The organism is Streptomyces sp. NPDC086787 (assembly GCF_044745865.1).
Classification (GTDB): Bacteria; Actinomycetota; Actinomycetes; order Streptomycetales; family Streptomycetaceae; genus Streptomyces.
In genome coordinates this window covers 72,483-91,491 of sequence record NZ_JBIVBC010000016.1, presented here as the reverse complement: position 1 = coordinate 91,491, position 19,009 = coordinate 72,483, and the positions used below count along the sequence as shown (strand labels likewise).

Annotated in this window: 17 protein-coding genes; 8 read left to right on the top strand and 9 right to left on the bottom strand. The window is 72.5% G+C overall.

From position 1 onward, the window contains the following. Nucleotides 1-55: 55 nt before the first annotated feature. A complete protein-coding gene (locus tag ACIPK3_RS28755) occupies nucleotides 56-1,570 on the bottom strand; it encodes an MFS transporter (RefSeq protein ID WP_402574267.1) in 1,515 nt (504 codons plus the stop codon). Nucleotides 1,571-1,655: 85 nt separating this feature from the next. On the opposite strand from ACIPK3_RS28755, the gene ACIPK3_RS28750 reads away from it, so the two are divergent. Beyond that, on the top strand, nucleotides 1,656-2,063 hold the full coding sequence (locus ACIPK3_RS28750; RefSeq protein ID WP_402574265.1) for a MarR family winged helix-turn-helix transcriptional regulator: 408 nt from the start codon (nucleotides 1,656-1,658) through the stop codon (nucleotides 2,061-2,063). Between the two features lie 10 nt (nucleotides 2,064-2,073). On the opposite strand, the gene ACIPK3_RS28745 is transcribed toward ACIPK3_RS28750, so the two are convergent. After that, the gene (locus ACIPK3_RS28745) at nucleotides 2,074-2,808 is read right to left on the bottom strand and encodes a maleylpyruvate isomerase family mycothiol-dependent enzyme (protein WP_402574263.1); all 735 of its coding nucleotides are present in this window, start codon (nucleotides 2,806-2,808) and stop codon (nucleotides 2,074-2,076) included. A 238-nt stretch (nucleotides 2,809-3,046) separates the two neighbouring features. Between ACIPK3_RS28745 and ACIPK3_RS28740 the strand changes: the two genes are divergently transcribed. Together ACIPK3_RS28740 and ACIPK3_RS28735 are read left to right on the top strand one after the other, a co-directional pair. Then, nucleotides 3,047-4,030 (top strand): hypothetical protein, encoded by a 984-nt coding sequence (locus tag ACIPK3_RS28740; RefSeq protein WP_402574261.1) that lies wholly within the window; start codon nucleotides 3,047-3,049, stop codon nucleotides 4,028-4,030. A gap of 125 nt (nucleotides 4,031-4,155) precedes the next feature. Beyond that, entirely contained in the window at nucleotides 4,156-4,551 is a 396-nt protein-coding gene (locus tag ACIPK3_RS28735; protein ID WP_402574259.1) for a luciferase family protein, read from the top strand. A gap of 19 nt (nucleotides 4,552-4,570) precedes the next feature. On the opposite strand, the gene ACIPK3_RS28730 is transcribed toward ACIPK3_RS28735, so the two are convergent. Further along, nucleotides 4,571-5,350 (bottom strand): DeoR/GlpR family DNA-binding transcription regulator, encoded by a 780-nt coding sequence (locus tag ACIPK3_RS28730; RefSeq protein ID WP_402574257.1) that lies wholly within the window; start codon nucleotides 5,348-5,350, stop codon nucleotides 4,571-4,573. Between the two features lie 130 nt (nucleotides 5,351-5,480). On the opposite strand from ACIPK3_RS28730, the gene ACIPK3_RS28725 reads away from it, so the two are divergent. Both ACIPK3_RS28725 and ACIPK3_RS28720 read left to right on the top strand, forming a co-directional pair. Further along, nucleotides 5,481-6,362 carry an SIS domain-containing protein gene (locus ACIPK3_RS28725; protein WP_402574256.1) on the top strand — a complete coding sequence of 294 codons (882 nt, stop codon included), beginning with the start codon at nucleotides 5,481-5,483 and terminating at the stop codon, nucleotides 6,360-6,362. 23 nt (nucleotides 6,363-6,385) lie between these two features. After that, nucleotides 6,386-7,252, top strand: coding sequence for a ketose-bisphosphate aldolase (locus ACIPK3_RS28720; RefSeq protein ID WP_402574254.1), 867 nt, complete (start codon nucleotides 6,386-6,388; stop codon nucleotides 7,250-7,252). Here ACIPK3_RS28720 and ACIPK3_RS28715 read toward each other — a convergent pair. Continuing rightward, nucleotides 7,239-8,375 (bottom strand): methyltransferase, encoded by a 1,137-nt coding sequence (locus tag ACIPK3_RS28715; RefSeq protein WP_402574252.1) that lies wholly within the window; start codon nucleotides 8,373-8,375, stop codon nucleotides 7,239-7,241. The two genes, ACIPK3_RS28720 and ACIPK3_RS28715, sit on opposite strands and share 14 nt — an antisense overlap. A 191-nt stretch (nucleotides 8,376-8,566) precedes the next feature. On the opposite strand from ACIPK3_RS28715, the gene ACIPK3_RS28710 reads away from it, so the two are divergent. Beyond that, nucleotides 8,567-9,805 (top strand): ROK family protein, encoded by a 1,239-nt coding sequence (locus ACIPK3_RS28710; protein WP_402574250.1) that lies wholly within the window; start codon nucleotides 8,567-8,569, stop codon nucleotides 9,803-9,805. Between the two features lie 26 nt (nucleotides 9,806-9,831). On the opposite strand, the gene ACIPK3_RS28705 is transcribed toward ACIPK3_RS28710, so the two are convergent. Together ACIPK3_RS28705 and ACIPK3_RS28700 are read right to left on the bottom strand one after the other, a co-directional pair. After that, nucleotides 9,832-10,395 carry an ATP-binding protein gene (locus tag ACIPK3_RS28705; RefSeq protein ID WP_402574249.1) on the bottom strand — a complete coding sequence of 188 codons (564 nt, stop codon included), beginning with the start codon at nucleotides 10,393-10,395 and terminating at the stop codon, nucleotides 9,832-9,834. Between the two features lie 188 nt (nucleotides 10,396-10,583). Beyond that, nucleotides 10,584-10,907, bottom strand: a complete 324-nt coding sequence (locus ACIPK3_RS28700; protein WP_402574247.1) for a hypothetical protein — start codon at nucleotides 10,905-10,907, stop codon at nucleotides 10,584-10,586. 367 nt (nucleotides 10,908-11,274) lie between these two features. Here ACIPK3_RS28700 and ACIPK3_RS28695 point away from each other — a divergent pair, with 367 nt between their 5' ends. Further along, nucleotides 11,275-12,399 carry a PLP-dependent cysteine synthase family protein gene (locus ACIPK3_RS28695; protein WP_402574245.1) on the top strand — a complete coding sequence of 375 codons (1,125 nt, stop codon included), beginning with the start codon at nucleotides 11,275-11,277 and terminating at the stop codon, nucleotides 12,397-12,399. A 101-nt stretch (nucleotides 12,400-12,500) separates the two neighbouring features. On the opposite strand, the gene ACIPK3_RS28690 is transcribed toward ACIPK3_RS28695, so the two are convergent. Continuing rightward, nucleotides 12,501-12,965, bottom strand: a complete 465-nt coding sequence (locus ACIPK3_RS28690) for an SRPBCC family protein (RefSeq protein WP_402574244.1) — start codon at nucleotides 12,963-12,965, stop codon at nucleotides 12,501-12,503. Nucleotides 12,966-13,036: 71 nt separating this feature from the next. Then, complete coding sequence (locus ACIPK3_RS28685; RefSeq protein ID WP_402574242.1) at nucleotides 13,037-13,867, bottom strand: DeoR/GlpR family DNA-binding transcription regulator; 831 nt, start codon at nucleotides 13,865-13,867, stop codon at nucleotides 13,037-13,039. A gap of 226 nt (nucleotides 13,868-14,093) precedes the next feature. On the opposite strand from ACIPK3_RS28685, the gene ACIPK3_RS28680 reads away from it, so the two are divergent. Then, nucleotides 14,094-16,472: a hypothetical protein gene (locus ACIPK3_RS28680; RefSeq protein WP_402574240.1), complete on the top strand. Its 2,379-nt coding sequence runs from the start codon at nucleotides 14,094-14,096 to the stop codon at nucleotides 16,470-16,472. Here ACIPK3_RS28680 and ACIPK3_RS28675 read toward each other — a convergent pair. Next, entirely contained in the window at nucleotides 16,442-18,880 is a 2,439-nt protein-coding gene (locus ACIPK3_RS28675) for a right-handed parallel beta-helix repeat-containing protein (protein WP_402574238.1), read from the bottom strand. The two genes, ACIPK3_RS28680 and ACIPK3_RS28675, sit on opposite strands and share 31 nt — an antisense overlap. Between the last annotated feature and the right edge of the window lie 129 nt (nucleotides 18,881-19,009).

Below are 19,009 nucleotides of genomic sequence, written 5' to 3'. Positions count from 1 at the left end.
GCCGCAGCCGTGCGTGCCAGACCCCGCGTCTGCGGCCTGACCCGAACGACAGACCCTAGTTGCGCACTCCCACAGGCTCCGCGTCCGTCTCCTTCGCGGTGGCATCCGGGGCGGGATCCGTGGTGGAGCCCGCGACCACGAGCGTCGGCGCGGTGTGCCGGGTGCGCAGGCCGGTGAGGGTAATCAGCAGGCCCGCCAGGGCGATTCCGGTGACCACCAGGAAGCCGGGCCGGTAGCTGTCGAGCACGGCCTCGGGTGACGCGTGCTCCGGGGCGCCCGCCGTGACCACTGCCGTGACCACCGCGAGGAAGATCGCCCCGCCCACCTGTACCGAGGTGTTGAGCAGGCCGGAGACCATGCCCTGCTCATGGTCCTCGACCCCGTTGGTGGCCTGGATGTTGAGCGACGGGAAGACCAGTGCGCAGGCCGCGCCGATCAGCAGCATCGACGGCAGGATGACGGCCGCGTACACCGGATCGAGGTCGACCCGCAGGAACAGCGCGTAGCCCGCGACCATCAGTGCGAAGCCCGTCGCGATCAGCCGCGGGGTGCCGAACCGGTCGACGATCGAGCCGACCTTCGTCGAGGACACCGCCACCAGCGCGCCCGCGGGCAGGAAGGCCAGCGCGGTGTGCAGGGCGGACCAGTCGAGCAGCTCCTGCATGTACAGCGTGGTCAGGAACTGGAAGCCGACATACGACCCGAAGAAGGCCAGCGCGCCGAACTGAGCTCGGATCTGGTCGCCCGAGCGCAGTACGCCGAGGCGGATCAGGGGGCTCGCGGCGCGCCGCTCGACCAGGACGAAGGCGGTCAGCAGGATGGCGACCGCGAGGAAGGACAGCAGGGTGCGGGCGGACGCCCAGCCGTCCTCCGGGGCCTGGACGACGGTGAACACGAGCAGCAGCATCGAGGCGGTGCCGAGGACGGCGCCCGGTATGTCGTAGCCCGCGTGGTTGCGCTCGCGGGCGCTGCGCGGGAGCAGCCGCAGTCCGGCCAGCAGCGCGAGTACGGCGATGGGGGCGGGCAGCAGCATGGTCAGCCGCCAACTGGCCTCGGTGAGCAGGCCGGACAGCACCAGCCCCATGGAGAAGCCGGTGGCGGCGCAGGTGGTGTAGATGGAGAGGGCGCGGTTGCGCAGCGGGCCCTCCGGGAACGTCGTGGTGATGATGGACAGACCTGCGGGTGCCGTGAACGCCGCGCTCAGCCCCTTGATGAAGCGGCTCGCGATCAGCAGCGGGCCCGAGTCCACGAGCCCGCCGAGCAGCGAGGCGAGCGCGAAGACGCCGAGGGCCACCAGGAACACCTGACGCCGGCCGAGCAGATCGGCGGTGCGGCCGCCGAGGAGCAGCAGGCCGCCGTATCCCAGGATGTAGCCGCTGACGATCCATTGCAGCGTCGAGGTGGACAGGTGGAGGTCCGAGCCGATGGACGGCAGTGCGACGCCGACCATCGACACGTCGAGCGCGTCGAGGAACATCGCGGCGCAGAGCACCAGGAGCGTGCCCCACAGTCGGGGGGTCCAGCTGACCGTCGGTGACGGCGAAGCGGGGGTGGTGAGCGGAGAGGTCATGCCGACGAGACTACATGCGCATGCATCGAATGCAAATGCATTAAATTCCGACGCAATGAGTTCGATTTTCTGCTACGGTGCGGCCATGACGGCGAAGAAGGCCGGGCGTACGAAGGTCGAGCGGCAGCTCGTGGAAGAGTGGCGGGGAATCCTGGCCCTGCACGCCCGCACCCAGTGTGAGCTGGACCGTGCCCTGCACGGACACGGCCTGTGCGCCAGCGACTTCGAGGTGCTCGACCTGCTCGCCGAAGGCGACGCGGCGGACGGCGGCTGCACCTATCGCGTCCAGGAGATCTCGGAGCGCGTGCACCTCAGCCAGAGCGCGCTGTCCCGGCTCATCGCCCGTCTGGAGAAGGACGGCCTGGTCGACCGTGCCATGTGCGCTGAGGACCGGCGGGGTGTGCGGGTGGCGCTCACCGGCAAGGGGCGCGCGCTGCACGACGAGGTGCTGCCCGTGCAGCGCGCGGTGCTCACCCGGATGCTGGCGGGCTGACCGCCCGCAGTCAGATCGCGGACGCCTCCCGCCACAGCTCGGCGAGTCCGGCGTCGCCGGTCACGTCGGGCACCGGACCGCGGTTCCACAACGCCAGGTACAACGCATCGGCGGGACCGGTCAGTTCGGTCTCCGCCTCGCCGAACTCGTCGCGCGTGGTCACGGGCGGCTCCGCCGACAGCCGTACGGTCCACACGTCCCCGGTGTCCGAGGCGCGCACCCGTAGCAGGCGCGGCTTCTCGACGCGTATCCGGCTCCTCGACCGGGCATGGAAGCCACGCAGCAGTTCGTCGATCCCGTCCACCGCGAAGTCCCGTGCGACCGCGAAGGGGACGCCGCCGCGCGCCGACTCCGCGTCATGGCGGTGCACGGTCGTCTCGTGCGCCTGCCGCCGGGTCCAGAAGGCCAGTGGCGACGGGGAGGGGGCAGGATGAAAGGTCCAGCACCGCACGTCGGACGGCGCGGCGGCCAGCGTGTCGACGAGGCGGCGGTGGCTGTCCCGGTACCAGGCCACCAGCTCGGCGCCGTCGAGGTCCGGGGGGTCGCCGAAGGGGCGGGGCGAGGGGTGTCCGTCGGCGACGATCTCCGTGGCCCAGCGGTGTACCGCGCCCGTGTGCCGCAGCAGGTCGCGCACCTGCCACTCCGGGCAGGTCGGCACCTTGGCGTCGGTCCCCGCCGCCGCGGCGGCCGCGGCCAGCAACCGGCCCTCGCGGTCCAGTGTCTGAAGGTATTCGGCAGTCTCCATGCACCCGAGTGTGCCGGACCGGCCGTTCCTGAAGGGCCGGCGTCGGGATCCCCGGCACATCGCGATGGTGCCTCGGGCGTTCACCACGGTCACCCGCGTGCGCGGCAGGCGGCCCCATGGCGTGGCCCGCGCGGGCGACTCCCCGGCCCCGGCTGTCGGTGCCGCCCGTCCCGCGGCCGTCATGGTGGATCGGGGCCCGTGTGCCGGTGCCTCACGACCCGTTCGAAGAGAGGTTCCCATGCTCCGTCTTCCCCGCACGGCCGGAGCCGCAGCGGCAGCCATCGCTCTGGGCGTGCTCGCGTCGGCTCCCGCCTCGGGCAGCGAGCCCCAGCTGTCGGAGGCACGCGTCGTCGCCCACTTCGACTTCGCCGCCGGACGGACACCGGAGAACATTGCGCTGGAGCGCGACGGTTCCGTCGACCTGACCTTCGCGTTCGCCCGGCAGGTCGTCAACGTGAACAAGGACGGCGACACCCGCGTCCTCGCGACCCTGCCGGCCGTGTCGAACCCGAAGACCCCCCGCGTCGGCAAGGCCGTGGTCCTCGGCATCGCGCGCGCCCACGACGGCACGCTCTACGTCACCTACGCCACCGGCACCAGCAGCACCGGTGTCTGGCGCATCGCGCCCGGCGGCGGGGCGCCCCGGCAGATCGCGAAACTGCCGTCGAACGGCCTGCCCAACGGGCTCGCCCTCGACGAGTACCGCGGTGTGCTGTACGCCGCCGATTCCTCACTGGGCACGGTCTGGCGCATCCCCAGAGCGGGCGGTCGGGCCACGGCGTGGGCCAAGGGCACCGCGCTCGCCCCGGGCGCGGCACGCTCGGGCGGTACCGGGGGCACCGGCGTCAACGGCATCAAGGTCCATGGCCACACCGTATGGGTGTCCAACAGCGACCGCGGCACGCTGCTCAGCATCCCCGTGGGCCCGGGCGACCGGGCGGGCGCGATCCAGACCAGAGCCACCGGACTGGACGGGATCGACGACTTCACCTTCACCGGACGCGGCCACACGATCCTCGCCGCGCTGGCCACCACCAGCCGGATCGCCCTGGTGCACCCGGACGGCAGCCACTCGGTCGTGCTCACCGGGCAGAACGGCCTGTCCAACCCCACCGCCGTCGCCGTGCGGAACCGGAACGTATACATCCCGGGCGCCGCCTACTTCACCAAGCGCAACCCGAACCTGCTGCTGGCGCGCATGGACCGGCGCGTCGGTCTGTAACCGTCGTACGCCGCCCGTCGTTTCGGACAGAACACGGGTACGACTTCGGACAGACCGGCCGCACGGGGCGGTCAATACTCGCGCACTTGCTGGTTGCGTGCGAGTGAGCGGTCCATGATGGGCCCATGACGTTGGCCTCGCGTGCCCTCACGCAACTGACGACCTGGCCGGACCTGAGACGTGTCGTACCGAGCTGCGGACTCGGTCAGGCACTCGGTTCCGACCGGGGCGAGATCGCCCACTTCCACTCGGACCGGGACGTCGACCTGCATCTGACGGACCGTGCCATCCGCCGCTTCGCCCAGGACTTCAGGGGCTCGGGAGCGATCCGTGTCGTGCCGGGCTCCCAGTGGGTGACCATACGCCTCGACGCCACGAGCGACGTCGATCTGCTCATGACCCTGGTCAGCGTCGCCCTCCAGGCCCAGCTCACCTGGACCGACCCGGCCGGCCGGGTCGAGGCGGGATGCAACGACATGCAGGGCGCGGGCTTTGTGCGGGCGGCCTCCGGCGGTATCTGACACCGCCCTGCCGGCCCCCTCACACGGTGACGACCCGGACGCCCGCCTCCTCGAACCGCCGGACGGTGTCCGGATCCGCCGCCGAGTCCGTCACCAGCGTGTTCACCACCTCCGCCGCGCAGATCCGGGCGAAGGCCCGCTGCCCCAGCTTGCTGGAGTCGGCCGCCACGACGACCCGCCGGGCCCTTTCGCACAACACCCGGTTGACCGCGGCCTCCGCCTCGTCGTGGGCCGCCGCGCCATGCATGACGTCGAAGGCCACCACCCCGAGCACGGTCACGTCGACCGTGAGCTGCGCCAGCACGCCATCCGCGAGCGGGCCGACCAGTTCGAACGACTGCGGGCGCGCGACCCCGCCCGTCACCACGATCTTGAACTGGGGACGTACGGCCAGTTCGCCCGCGATGTTGAGCGCGTTGGTGACCACGGTCAGTGCCGGGGAGCCCGAGGCCAGGTCGCCGCGCACGGCCAGCGCCCGGGCCACCTCGGTCGTGGTCGTGCCGCCGGTCAGGCCCACCGCCTCACCGGGCGAGACGAGTTCCGCGACCGCTTGGGCGATGCGCTGCTTCTCGGAGGCGCGGCGGGCCGTCTTGTAGCGCAGCGGCAGCTCGTACGACACTCCGTGCGCGACCGCTCCGCCCCGGGTGCGTACCAGCATCCGCTGCTCGGCCAGCCGGTCGAAGTCCCGGCGGATCGTCGCGGCCGACACCGACAGCTCGGCCGCCGCCTCCTCGACCTCCAGCCGACCGCGCCCGGCCAGCAGTTCCAGCAGGGCCTGCCAGCGGTCGTCGCGCGCCATCCGGAGCCTCCGTTCGTTGATGTTCCACCACGATTCTGCACGCCCTGGTCCTGACGGACTGCTTGATTGTGCTTGAAAGCACGCTATATCTTGCATGAAAAATCAGTGCCAGTCTGAGGAAGGGCCTGCCATGACCCACGTCGAGGACGAGCTGAACAGTCAGCCCGAGTGCTGGGCACGCGCGGCCGACGCGGCGCACCGGCACGGCGGCGCACTGCCGGAACCGGGGGAGCGGGTCGCGGTGATCGGCTGCGGCACCTCCTACTTCATGGCCCAGGCCGCCGCCGCCCTGCGCGAGGGCGCCGGACTGGGCGAGACCGACGCGTTCGCCGCCTCCGAGTTCCCGCCCACCCGCCGCTACGACCGGGTCATCGCCCTCACCCGGTCCGGCACCACCACCGAAGTCCTGGACCTACTGGCCGAGTTGCGCGGACAGACCCGCACCATCGCCATCACCGCCGACCCCCGCACACCGGTGATGACGGCCGCCGACGAGGCCGTCGTGCTCGACTTCGCCGACGAACGCTCCGTCGTGCAGACCCGGTTCGCCACCAGCGCGCTGACCCTGCTCCGCGCTCACCTCGGCCTGCACACCGACACCGCCGTGGCCGACGCCCGCACGGCCCTGTCCACGCCCCTGCCCGAAGGGCTCGCCGACTGCGGCCAGTTCACCTTCCTCGGTCGCGATTGGACCGTCGGACTCGCGAACGAGGCCGCGCTCAAGATGCGTGAGGCCGCGCTTGCCTGGACCGAGGCCTACCCGGCGATGGAATACCGGCACGGTCCGGTCAGCGTCACCACCCGGGGCACCGCCACCTGGATGATCGGCGAGCCGCCGGCCGGCCTCGCCGAACAGGTGTGCGCAACCGGCGCCTTGTGGATCGAGGGCAGGCTCGACCCGCTCGCCGAACTCGTCCGCGCCCAACGCCTCGCCGTGGCCGTCGCCACCCGCCGTGGCCTCGACCCCGACCGCCCGCGCCACCTCACCCGCTCGGTGATCCTCGCCCCCTGACCCACGACCCGGCAGGAGAAACCGTGTCTCTCGCGTCCACCGGCGAACTGGTCACCCGCGCCGCCGAAACCTGCTCCGCCGTCGCCGCCTTCAACGTCATCACCCTCGAACACGTCGAGGCCGTCGTCACCGGCGCCGAGTCGGCCCGCGCGCCCGTCGTGCTCCAAGTCAGCGAGAACGCCGTCCGGTTCCGGGGCGGACGCCTGCTCCCCCTCGCCCGCGCCGCCACCGCCGCCGCGGAACACGCCCGGGTGCCCGTCGCGCTGCACCTCGACCACGTCCAGAGCGACGACCTGCTGCGCCAGGCGTCCGACGCGGGCTTCAGCTCCGTGATGTACGACGCGGCCCGGCTGCCCTACACCGAGAACCTCGCCGCCACCCGGGCGGCCGTTCAGTGGGCGCACAGCCAGGGAATCTGGATCGAGGCCGAGTTGGGGAGGATCGGCGGCAAGGGCGGCCCGGCCCTCGACGCCCACGCCCCCGGCGCCCGCACCGACCCCGCTGAGGCCCGCGCCTTCGTCGCCGGGACCGGTGTCGACGCCCTCGCCGTCGCCATCGGCAGCGCCCACGCCATGACCACCCGCACCGCCGCCCTCGACCACGAACTCCTCGGACGGCTCTCCACCACCCTGCGCCTGCCGCTTGTTCTGCACGGCTCCTCCGGGATCCCGGACGAAGGGCTGCTGGCCGCCGTCGCGGGCGGTATCGCCAAGGTGAACGTCGGGACCGCGCTCAACATGGCGATGACCGGGGCGATCCGCGCCTTCCTCGCCGCCCACCGCGAGGTGGTCGACCCGCGGAAGTACCTCGTCGTCTGCCGGGAGGCGATGGCCCACGAGGTGGCACGGATCATCCGCGTCCTCGCCCAGCCGCGCGCTACCCCCGCTTGACGGCCTTCAGCACCACGAACTTCGGGTCCGAGGCCACCAGTTGGCTGTTGCCGAACAGCCGCCGGAGCGTCACGTGGTAGCCGAGGTGCCGGTTGCCGACCACCCACAGCTCGCCACCCGGCCGCAGCGCGCGTTGTGCCCCGCTGAACATCCGCCACGCGGTCGCCTCGGTCGTCGCCTGGTGGGAGTGGAAGGGCGGGTTGTTGAGCACGACGTCCACACTGCCGGCCGGCACCCCGGCGATCCCGTCCCCGACCCGGAACTCCGCGTGGCCCGGCATCCCGTTGGCCTTGAAGGTGGCCTCCGCCGAGGCCACGGCCTGGAACGACTCGTCCACGAACAGCACTTCGGCCTCGGGGTCGGCCAGTGACACCGCCGTACCGACCACTCCGTTGCCGCAGCCGAGGTCCACGACCCGGCGCGGGCCCCGTCCGACGGGCAGATGTCGCAGGAAGAACCGGGTGCCGATGTCGAGCCGGTCGGCGCAGAACACGCCCGCGTGGTTGACGACGGTGTGTCCGGAGGCGGCGCCGATCCCGTCCGGGAGTGTGTAGGTGTACGGCCACGGATTGGCCGCCCGCCTCAGCGACGGGTCGGGCGTGCAGTGGATGAGCCGGGCCTTCTGCCGGGCGAGCGAGGTCCGGGTCGGGCCGAGGATCCGCTCGAACAACCGCAGTGTCGAGGTGTGGATGTCCTTCACCATCCCGGTGCCGACGACGACCGTGCCCGCGTGCACGGCGGGGGCCAGCCGCTGCAGCTGGTCCTCCAGCAGGGCCAGGCTCTTCGGCACCCTGACGAGCAGGACGTCGACACGCTCGGGCGGCGGGTCCTGGGTGGTGAGCAGCCGTACGACACCGGGCTCGACACCGGCCCGGGCGAGGTTCGCCCGGGTCGCCTCCTGGCCGAGGAAGGAGTCGGTGATCTGTACGGGCCGGTGCTCCGCCAATGCCGTGACCAGCGCGCCCCAGCGGTCTCCGACGACCACCACCGTGCCGGACAGTGGGATGGCCTCCTCGTCGAGGTGCCGCAGCAGATACACGTCGGAGGCGTCCCAGGCACGCAGCCGGTCGCGGGGATCCTCGGGGAAGCGGGACAGTTCGAACTCGCCCCACGCACTCGTCATACGCTCGCTCATCGTGCGACCAGGCTAGCGGAGCCGCAGCTCAGCCCCGGTCGGCCGGATCCTTCGGGCCGGTTCGGCGGGCTGGAGCCCATCGCGGTGGAGCCGTTCCCCGGGAACACCACGCCCCAGGGGCCGACATCCAGTCGGCGGCGCAGGCGAGGTGGCTCGTGGATCATGGGAGACTCGCTCCCATGAGCGGCAAGGCGGACCCCCGGGCGGCAGGGGAAGGGACCACGTCCAGGACGCGACTCGACCGGGGGCGCGGCGCGTTGGGCCCCGCGCTGGAGCTCGTGCACACCGGGCGGGCGCCGACCCGCGCCGTGCTCACCGCGGAGCTGGGGGTCACCCGTGCGACGGCCGGCGCGGTGGCCGCAGAGCTCGAAGCGCTCGGCCTGATCAGGGTCGACTCCCGGCCGGGTGCGGCGGCCGGCTCCCAGGGGCGCCCCTCGCACCGGCTGGAGGTCGCCGAGGACGGACCCGTCGCGCTGGCCGCGCAGGTCCACTCCGACGGGTTCCGGGCCGCGCTGGTCGGACTGGGCGGCCGGATCGTGGCGACCGCGCCGGGGTGCGAGACCGTGGCCGCCGACCCGGCGAAGGTCCTGGCCTCGGTGGTCGAGGCCGGCGCCGAACTCCTGCGCACGACCGGCCGCCGCTGCGTGGGGGCCGGTCTGGCCGTACCGTCCGCCGTCGCCGAACCCGACGGCCTCGCCCTGAACCCGCTCCATCTGGCCTGGCCCGTCGGCGCACCGGTCCGCCGCATCTTCACCGAGTGTGTGCGCGCGGCCGGGATCCCGGGCCCGGCCTTCGCGGGCAACGACGTCAACCTCGCCGCGCTCGCCGAGCACCGGCACGGGGCGGGCCGGGGCGCCCGGGACCTGCTCTGCGTGGCCACCGGCCACCGGGGTGTCGGTGGCGCGCTGGTCCTGGACGGCCGTCTGCACACGGGCAGTTCGGGCCTGGCCCTGGAGGTCGGCCATCTCACGGTCAACCCCGAGGGCCGCGCCTGTCACTGCGGCAGCCGGGGCTGCCTGGACGTCGAGGCCGATCCGCTGGCCCTGCTGATCGAGGCGGGCCGTGCCCCGGGACCCGAGGTGTCCCTGCTCCAGCAGGCCAACGACCTGCTGCGCAACCACTACCACGACCCCGTCGTCCGTACCGCCGCCGAGACCCTCATCGACCGCCTGGGCCTCGGGCTCGCCGGACTGGTGAACATCCTCAACCCGGACCGCATCATTCTCGGCGGTCTGCACCGTTCCCTCCTCGACACCGACCCCGACCGGCTCCGCGCGGTCGTCGCCGACCGCAGCCTGTGGGGCCAGAGCGGCGGCGTCCCGATCCACGCCTGCACCCTCGACCACAACAGCCTGGTCGGCGCGGCGGAACTGGCCTGGCAGCCGGTGCTGGACGATCCGCTGGGAGCGCTGCGCTGACGCCGTCCGGGAAGGTCACCGCCCGGTCAGCCGACAACGGCTGACCGGGCGGGAGCGTGTGCCCCGGAGGTGGCGCAGACGGCGGGTTCCGGTGCCGGCTCGGTGAAGAGATGCACGGGCTTCTCGGAGGTGCCACGACGCGGCCGCCGCGCGGGCTGCGGCTGGGGCCTGGCCGGGGAGGCGGTGGGGAGGGTGAACCAGACGACCTTGCCGTTGTCTCCCTCGGGCCGCACCCCCCAGCTCTCGCTCACCGCGGCCACCATCGCGAGGCCCCGTCCGCAGGTGGCGAGGGGCGCGATGTCCGCCGCGTGGGCCACCGCTTCCATCATGGGTAGGCGCGGATCGTGGTCGCGCACGGAGACCGTGAGCCGGTCGAGCAGCAGCTCGATCTCCACGGTGCACGACTTGTCGGGCTGGGCGTGCCGGTGGACGTTGCTCAGCAGCTCCGTCACACCGAGCGTGGCTCGGTCTATCAACGGGTCCAGATGCCAGTAGCGCAACTGCGCAGATACGATTCTGCGGACCTGGCCGATCCGCGACGGCAGGGCTTGCAGCTCCACCGTGCAGTGCCTGCTTGGATGACTGGTCACGGCTGCGACTCCCCGACGTGAGGTCCGGAAGAACACGGAGTACGGATCCAGCAGGATTGCTCGCGTTCAGACCGCCGCGCCTGCTGTCTTGGCCGGCGGGCTGGTTCGCAGCGTTATCGCCGGTAAACCCAGAGTGACGTGAGACCAGCGTGACGCAGCGGTCACGGTCGCGCAACTCGCCGCACGGTTCAGCCGCCGCGCCCCGCCGCCCTGCGCACCGCCTCGATGAACCGGCGTGCTGCGGGCGGGCCAGGCTCGCCGGGTGCCGGGTCGTGATCACCCAGGGTGAGTAGATACCGCTGGCCGTTGATGTCGGCCAACGCCCGGCCGTCGGGCGCGAACCAGGGCTTGGAGGCGCGCACCGCCTGTACCGGGGCGCTGTCGATCTCACTGCCGTAACTGGTGAGCAACTCCAGCCTGCCGTCGCTGATCCGGACCTGACCGGCCCGGGTGAGCGAACGCAGACGTTTCCCGATCCGCACGCCCGTGGCCGTGAACTCCGGCTCCGCCATCCTTCCCGCCCCCTTGTGTGCGTCGCCCGCCGGGCCGTGTGCCTTCCGGCCTTGGTCCGGCGTGATTCGGCTCGTGTCGTGAACCAGTGTGCGCCCCCGTCCGGGACGTTCGTCCCGCCCGGTGCAGTCTGCCCGCGCCGGGCGGCGAGCACCAGAGCACGCGGGGCGTGCGGGAGCGATGACCGGAGCACTCGTGCGCAATGCGCCCCCACTCGTTGGCGTGCGCGGGCCGACACGCCGGCCTGCGGAGCCGCTTTGGGACGCCCAAAGGTGTGTTTATGCAGGTGGGAAGTGGTACGGATGCTGTTTATGATCGAAGGGCCGGCCGCGTTCGGCGCTGCCCGAGCAAAGCGTAAGGAGCCCCGCCGTGAGCACCACCCCACAACCCCGGACCGGCGCCACCCTCGACGTCGACCACAGTGACATCGGCTACCGGAGCTGGCTGAAAGAGGCCGTCCGCAAGGTGCAGGCCGACGCGAACCGCTCCGCGGACACGCATCTCCTGCGCTTTCCGCTTCCCGAGAGATGGGGGGTCGACCTGTATCTGAAGGACGAGTCCACCCACCCCACCGGAAGCCTCAAGCACCGGCTGGCCCGTTCACTGTTCCTGTACGGCCTGTGCAATGGCTGGATCCGGCCCGGCTGCCCGGTGATCGAGGCGTCCAGCGGCTCGACAGCCGTCTCCGAGGCGTACTTCGCGAAGCTGATCGGGGTGCCCTTCATCGCGGTCATGCCACGCACGACGAGCGCGGAGAAGTGCCGACTCATCGAGTTCCACGGCGGGCAGTGCCACTTCGTGGACGACCCGCGCACCATGTACGAGGAGTCGGCCCGCCTCGCGACGGAGACCGGCGGCCACTACATGGACCAGTTCACCTACGCCGAACGGGCCACGGACTGGCGCGGCAACAACAACATCGCCGAATCCGTCTTCCGTCAGATGGAGTTGGAGCGCTTCCCGGAGCCGACGTGGATCGTCGCGACCGCGGGAACCGGCGGCACCTCCGCGACCATCGCGCGCTACGTCCACTACATGCAGTACGACACCCGCATCTGTGTCGCCGACCCGGAGAACTCCTGCTTCTTCGAGGGCTGGACCACCGGCGATCCGGACGTCACGTGCGACTGCAGCTCGCGCATCGAGGGCATCGGCCGCCCGCGCATGGAGCCGAGCTTCGTCCCCGGTGCCGTCGACCGGATGATGAAGGTGCCGGACGCGGCCAGCGTCGCCGCCGTGCGCGCCCTGGAACGGGCCATCGGCCGCAGGGCGGGCGGCTCGACCGGCACCGGTCTGTGGAGCGCGCTGAAGATCGTCTCCGAGATGGTCGCCGCGGGCCGGCAGGGCAGCGTGGTCACGCTGCTGTGCGACCCCGGCGACCGGTACCTCGACAAGTACTACTCCGACTCCTGGCTGGAGGAGCAGGGTTTGGACATCACGCCGTACACGGCGGCGATCGAGTCCCTCCTGGAGACGGGCGTGTGGCCGGGCTGAGCGGGGCCGGGGGCGCCGTCAGCGAGGCAGGCTGACGAACTCCGTATCCTGGGTGCGGCAGGCAGCCCGGCCGACGGTCCTGCTGACCGCGGCGGCCGTGTTCACCCTGCCAGCCGACGGTCCAGTGCCGTGACGGCGCCGCGGAAGGCGCGGCCCGTGGCCGGGCGGGTGCGGGTGAACAGGAAGCGGAACGGGGCCGTGCCGTCGACGGCGAAGGTCATGCGTACCAGGGTGCCGGTGCCGGCCGGGGACAGTCGCCACTCCTCGACCCAGGCTCGGGGGCCCGGCAGGTTCGTCAGGTCGACCCGGTACGTGTACACCTCGGGAGCCTTCGCGACGAGCACCGACTCCTCGAAGCGGGTGCCGCCCCTGAGCCGGACCTCGCGGCCGCCCTCGGTCGGCCGGGCCGAGGCCACCGCCGAGAACCAGCGCGGCCAGCCCGGCACATCCTCGGCCAGGGCGTGGAAGACGGCGTCAGGAGTCGCCGAGATCTGCCGCTCGAACACCAGACGGACCGGGGCGGTGTCGACGAAGTCGAGCCCCACCGGACGCAGTCGGTGAGCCATGATGACAGGCCTTCCCGTGAAGTCCCGTGCGGATACGGGGTGGTTGGACAGCGAGCGTAGCTGACGAGTCGTCAGAAGTCTGTGTCCTCATCGGACTCGCCCGCCACCACCAGCCGCCGCAGCTGCTCGGAGATCTCCGCCCGCGCCTCGGCCGGCAGGCCCGCATCCGTGACCAGTACGTCGACCTGATCCAGCGCGGCGAACGAACTCAGCCCCACCGTGCCCCACTTGGTGTGGTCGGCGACCACCACGACCCGTCGCGCCGACTGCACCAGACGCCGGTTGGTCTCGGCCTCCGCGAGATTCGGCGTCGACAGGCCGGCCTCGGCCGAGATCCCGTGCACCCCGAGGAACAGCAGGTCGAAGTGGAGCGCCGCGATCGCCCGGTCGGCCACCGGCCCCACGAGTGAGTCCGAGGGGGTGCGCACCCCGCCGGTCAGCACCACCGTGGCCGCGCCCTGCCGCTGTCCGGAAACGCGCTGCGCCGCGTGGAACACGTCCGCGACCCGCACCGAGTTGGTCACCACGGTCAGGTCGGGCACCTCCACCAGGTGGTGCGCGAGCGCGTATGTCGTCGTACCGCCCGACAGCGCGATCGCGGTACCCGGAGTGACCAGTTGCGCCGCCGTGCGCGCGATGTCCTCCTTGGCGGACAGCTCCAGGCCCGACTTCGCCTCGAACCCCGGCTCGTGGGTGCTCGCCTCGACGACCGGCACGGCGCCGCCGTGCACCTTCTCCAGCATCCCCTGACGGGCCAGCGCGTCCAGGTCACGACGCACGGTCATGTCCGACACGCCGAGCTTTCGGGTCAGTTCGTTGACCCGGACCCCGCCGCGGCGCCGGACCTCGTCCAGGATCAAGGCGCGCCGCTGCTCCGCGAGGAGGTTCTGATTCTCGCTCACGTACGCTCCGGTTCCTTTCGCCTCAGCCGTCCGACACGCCCATCGGGCGCCCCAATCCTTTCACGGCACGGCCCATGGTGCGCCAGCACCTGTCTGGATGCGCACATGACATCCGGACAGGGCCGTCACGGCGCCTGTCACACGAACCGGGGAGTTTCCGAGGCGCGAGGTGTAGCGCACACCGGAAACGGAGAACGAGAAGGGCAAACGGAAAACGGGAAGAGCAGTGGAACGCGCACGCGAACGCGCCACCGAGGACGGGCCCACGGGGCCCGGCCCCCGCACCGGGGGGCCGGAATGCGCCCTGGAACTGCTCGTGCACGGAGTCGGCGGCGCCACACCCGAGGAGATGCTCGGCGACCCGCGCACGGTACGCATCACCGGCGACGGCACCGCCGCCATCTTCCGGCGCGCCGACGACGTCGACGCCGAGTCCCGTCCCGGCCGTCACCCGTCCCGGCCGGTGCCCGAGGCCTACGTCTGGTGCAACCTCACCTCCGGAAACGCCTCCCGTGCCCTGTGGCTGTTGCTGCTGCCCTTCATGGTCGTCAACCTCGCACACTGGACGCGCCCCGCCGCACCCGGCCGGACCCGGGCGGCACGGGTGTACGGCCTGCTGGTGCGGCTCGCCGGACTCACCCTCACGGTGCTGCTGGTGGCGGGCGCCTGCGAGGTGGCCCTGGACCTGGCGGCCTGGCAGTGCGCGGGTGTCCGCGTCTGCGCCCGCCGCCACTCCTGGCTGGGCTTCCTGTCACCCGAGGCCTCCGGCGACGGCTGGTGGAGTCCGCCCGGCCGCAGGCTCGCCGTGGCCGCACTGGTGCCGACCGCACTCACCGGCCTGCTCTGGTACCTGTCCCACCGCACCTGGAGCGCCTACGAGTCCGAGAAGCCCATGCCCGGCCCACCCGGCTCCAGCGACATCCCAGGCTCCGCCTCGCTCGGCAGCCCCGGCTTCTGGTACGGGCGCCGCCTGGTCGCCCGGCTGCGCGCCGCGCACACCGCGACCGGCCTGCTGACCGTGTCCGCGGCCGTCCTCGCTCCCACCACCGCCTTCGACCGCCAGGGCGGTGGACCCCCCGTCCTCGACGCGACGGGATGGCTGCTGACCACGGCGACGCTCGGCTGGGCCGCCGCGGTGGTCTGGGTGGTCTGCCGACGGGGGCGCAGCGAGCACCGGCTCGACCACCAGCTCGACGCGCACCTCGTGCGACGGCTGCCGCTCGGCGCTCTCGCCCTGCTGGCGCTTGTCCTGCTGTACGCCGCCTGGTCGCGTCCCGGATGGCAGTCGGCCGGGCGGCTGCTGCCGGGGGAGGCGGCCTTCGGCACCCTGGTCCTGGTGCAGGGCGCGCTGGTCGTCGCTCTCGGCGCGGTCGCCCACGGCCTGCACCGCGGCCACCCCGACCCGCGTGCCGCGATGCGAGGCCTCGGCGGACCGGCGGTCGCGCTGCTCGCCTGCGCACTGGGCGCGGTCATGACCGGCGGGGTCGCGCTGCGGGTGGCGGACTGGCTGGACGGCGACGGCGGTTCCCTCGCCGGACCACCCGTGGTGCTGACCTGGCAGGCCGCGGTGATCCCGCTGTTCATCGTCCTGCTCCTGGCGCCGGTCTGTCTGCTCGGGTGGCGCACCTGGCGGCGCTGCCGCGCCGAGCGCCTCCTGGTCGCGCTCGACCACCCGGGGGAGCCCGAGGACACCGCGCGTACCCGCCGTATCGCGCGCATCCGGGCGACGGCCGCCCTCACCGACCAGATGCCCCTCGCCGTCGCCCATGTCTCGGCCGCCATGTTCGTGCTGGGTGCCGCGGCGCAGGCGGGCGCGCTGGCCACGCGGCGAACCCCCGCCGAGGCGACCCGGCACACCTGGGCGGTCGTCCATGACGCGGCCCAGACCGCGCAGACGCTGGGCTCCTGGCTGGTCGGCCTCGGTTTCGCACTGTTCGTCACCTGGGGCCGCCGCGCCTACCGGGACGCCTCCGCCCGGCGCACCATCGGCATCCTCTGGGACATCGGCACCTTCTGGCCGCGCGCGGCCCACCCCTTCGCGCCGCCCTGCTACGCCGAGCGTGCGGTACCGGACCTGACCTGGCGGATGGCCACCTGGACGCGCCGCACCGGCGGACGCCTTGTCATCTCCGGGCACTCCCAGGGCAGCGTGCTGGCGGCCGCGGCGGCCTGGCAGCTGCCGCAGGCCGTGCGCGGGCGGGTCGCGCTGCTGACATACGGCTCCCCGCTGGAGCGCCTGTACGGTCGCTGGTTTCCGGCCTACTTCGGCCCCGCCGCGCTCGGCGCCCTGCACCGGGAGGTCGCCTGCTGGCGCAATCTCCACCGCCGCACCGATCCCATCGGAGGCCCGGTCCGTCTCCCCGGCGGCTCGGGGGCAGAGGTGGACCGACCGCCCCTGCGCGACCCCCTCGCCTACGGCCGCACGCCCGAGCACCCGCTGCCCGCCCCGGTCCTCGGTCACTCGGGCTACCAGGCGGATCCGGCCTTCGCGGAGGAACGGGAGCTGCTGCTTGCGCGGTTGCGGCCGGACCTGCCGGGGCCGCGCCGGGACGAACCGGGCGGCGAGGCCGGGACTCAGGGAAGCTCCGGCAGATCCTCCACGTAGAGCAGGGTGAGGTCGTCGGTGCTGGGATCGCCGAGCTGCGCGACCCGGCTCGCGTGCCGTTCCACCATCGCCTCGAACGTCTGGCGGGCGGTGCGGCCGTTGCCGAAGGCGGCGCCCTTGGGCATCTCCCAGAAGTACCTCAGCAGCGCCTCCGGCGTGCCCGGCGCCAGCCGGTACTCGTGCTCGTCCGCCTGCTGCTCCACGATGCGCAGCAGTTCGCCGGGGCCGTAGTCGGTGAAGGTGATGGTCCGTGAGAAACGGGAAGCCACACCGGGGTTGATGGACAGGAAACGCTCCATCTCGGCGGTGTAGCCCGCGACGATCACCACCACCGCGTCACGTTGGTCCTCCATCAGCTTCACCAGCGTGTCGATGGCCTCCTTGCCGAAGTCCCGGCCGGCGTCCTCCGGCGACAGCGCGTACGCCTCGTCGATGAACAGCACGCCGCCCCGGGCCCGTTCGAAGGCCTCCTGGGTCCGGATCGCCGTGGAACCGATGTGCTCGCCGACCAGGTCCACGCGGGAGACCTCGACGAGGTGCCCCTTCTCCAGGACGCCGAGGGAGGCGAGGATCTCTCCGTAGAGCCGGGCGACGGTGGTCTTGCCGGTGCCGGGGGAGCCGGTGAAGACCAGGTGACGCTTGACGGAGGCGGCCTTGAGACCCGCCTCCCGGCGGCGCCGTCCGACCTCGATCATGTCGGTGAGGGCGCGGACCTCGCGCTTGACGCTCTCCAGACCGACCAGCGCGTCGAGTTCGCCGAGCACGGCCTTCGAGTCTCGCGCCGGCTTCTCGTTCTCCACGGCCGTGATCTGCGGCTCCTGCTCGGTGGCACGCTGTCCCGGGATCGCGCCCAGCAGACCGGCGGACTGGTGTGCGGTCTGCACGGCGCTCTGCGCCGGGGGCGGCCCGAACGCGGCTCCGCTCTCGTCACTCGTGCAGTCCTCCACCACCGGGCCGGTACCGGAACCGCTGTCGGGGCCGCCTTCGGCGAACTCGTACCCGCCGCGCGCACAGCGTTCCGTACGGCACTTCCGCAGGGTCGTACGGCATCCGTCCAGGACGTGGAAGCCGTACCCGGAGCTGCCCGTCACCCGGCAGTCGAGGAAGCTGCCCCGGCCGCCGGCCGACACATAGAAGCCCGCCTCCGACGGTGAGTCGACCGTGCAGCGCTCGATGGTGGGATCGGCGCCCTTGGTGACGATCACACCGGTCTGGGTGCCGGCCAGTGTGCAGTTGTTGAGGGTGCCGCCGCTGCCGTGGTCCCGGAACCAGGCGCCGGTGGCCGCGTCCCGGATCCGGCAGTCGTCGAGCTGCGCGGAGGCGCCGTCGCTCACCGACACGGCCGTGTTGCGCACCTGGGACAGGTCGCTGTCGACGACGTCCGCGCGCGAGCCGCGGTCCAGCACGAACAGCGCGTCCGGCACGTCGTGCACCCGGCACGAGTCGAGGACCGCCGTCGCGCCGTCGCTCACCCACACCGCGGGATAGTCGCCCGTGCTGTCGAAGATCTCGCACTGGTTGGCGTCCACCCGGGTGCCCGGGTCCCACACCGACAGACCGTTGCGGCCGAACTGACGCACCGTGGTCCGGGTGAGCGTGAGCACCGAGCGCGACCGCAGGTCGACCGCGTTCTCCGGGATGTCGTGGATGCGGCAGTCGGCGAGCGTGAGCACGGCATCCGTGTCGAGGGTGACACCGTCGGCGGTGGTGCGGTGCACATCGCAGTCGGTCAGCTGCGCGGTGGCACGCGCGGTGATCTGGGCCCCGGAGCCCCGGATCTCGTAGACCTCGCAGCCCACGGCCTCCAGCGCGGAGCCCTCGCCCGTGACCATCAGACCGGCGCCCGAGGCGTGGTGCACCCGGCAGCGCTCCAGCCGGGGGTGCGCCCCGCCGCGCACCGTGACACCCGACTGGCCGGCCGCGACCACTTCGCAGTCCTCGAACACCCCGCCGCCGCCGTCGAGTACGGCGATGCCGATGCCGGCCGGATTGTCGACGGTGCACCGGCGCACGGTCGGACGTGCCCCGCCGCGCACTTCGATGCCGGTGGCCGAGCGGGTGACGATCCGCACGTCCAGCAGCTCGGGTGTGCCCTCTTCGACGAGCAGCGCGGGCGCGGCGGTGTCCTGGCCCTCCACATGCAGGTCCTGCACCACGGCCGAGGCGCGCAGGGTCAGCGGCACTCCGTCGGCGGGCGCGATCCGGACCGAGCCGGGCGATCCCTCGGGGCCGCGCAGGGTCACCGCCCGCCCGATGACGAGATTCTCCCGGTAGGTGCCGGGGGCGACGGTGAGGACGTCGCCGTCTGCCGCGGCCTCCAGGGCGGCGGCGAGCGAAGCGTACTCACCCGTGCGGCGCCGCCACCGCGAAGTGCCGGTGTGCGTCACCTGGACCGTGCCCTGTGCCATGGTGTTGCCGTGCCCCCACCTGGTCGTGCTGATGGCTCGTTCGCCGCCGGGGCACGGCGGCCCCTGCGACTCCCTTGCGCGCGGGTCGTGCCGATCGGTTCGGCCGGTCCACCGTAGCGTGCGCGCGGG

Coding starts and splice junctions, on each gene's coding strand:
- ACIPK3_RS28755 (WP_402574267.1), bottom strand. CDS start 1,570: ATGACCTCTCCGCTCACCACCCCCGCTTCGCCGTCACCGACGGTCAGC.
- ACIPK3_RS28750 (WP_402574265.1), top strand. CDS start 1,656: ATGACGGCGAAGAAGGCCGGGCGTACGAAGGTCGAGCGGCAGCTCGTG.
- ACIPK3_RS28745 (WP_402574263.1), bottom strand. CDS start 2,808: ATGGAGACTGCCGAATACCTTCAGACACTGGACCGCGAGGGCCGGTTG.
- ACIPK3_RS28740 (WP_402574261.1), top strand. CDS start 3,047: ATGCTCCGTCTTCCCCGCACGGCCGGAGCCGCAGCGGCAGCCATCGCT.
- ACIPK3_RS28735 (WP_402574259.1), top strand. CDS start 4,156: ATGACGTTGGCCTCGCGTGCCCTCACGCAACTGACGACCTGGCCGGAC.
- ACIPK3_RS28730 (WP_402574257.1), bottom strand. CDS start 5,350: ATGGCGCGCGACGACCGCTGGCAGGCCCTGCTGGAACTGCTGGCCGGG.
- ACIPK3_RS28725 (WP_402574256.1), top strand. CDS start 5,481: ATGACCCACGTCGAGGACGAGCTGAACAGTCAGCCCGAGTGCTGGGCA.
- ACIPK3_RS28715 (WP_402574252.1), bottom strand. CDS start 8,375: ATGACGAGTGCGTGGGGCGAGTTCGAACTGTCCCGCTTCCCCGAGGAT.
- ACIPK3_RS28710 (WP_402574250.1), top strand. CDS start 8,567: ATGAGCGGCAAGGCGGACCCCCGGGCGGCAGGGGAAGGGACCACGTCC.
- ACIPK3_RS28700 (WP_402574247.1), bottom strand. CDS start 10,907: ATGGCGGAGCCGGAGTTCACGGCCACGGGCGTGCGGATCGGGAAACGT.
- ACIPK3_RS28690 (WP_402574244.1), bottom strand. CDS start 12,965: ATGGCTCACCGACTGCGTCCGGTGGGGCTCGACTTCGTCGACACCGCC.
- ACIPK3_RS28675 (WP_402574238.1), bottom strand. CDS start 18,880: ATGGCACAGGGCACGGTCCAGGTGACGCACACCGGCACTTCGCGGTGG.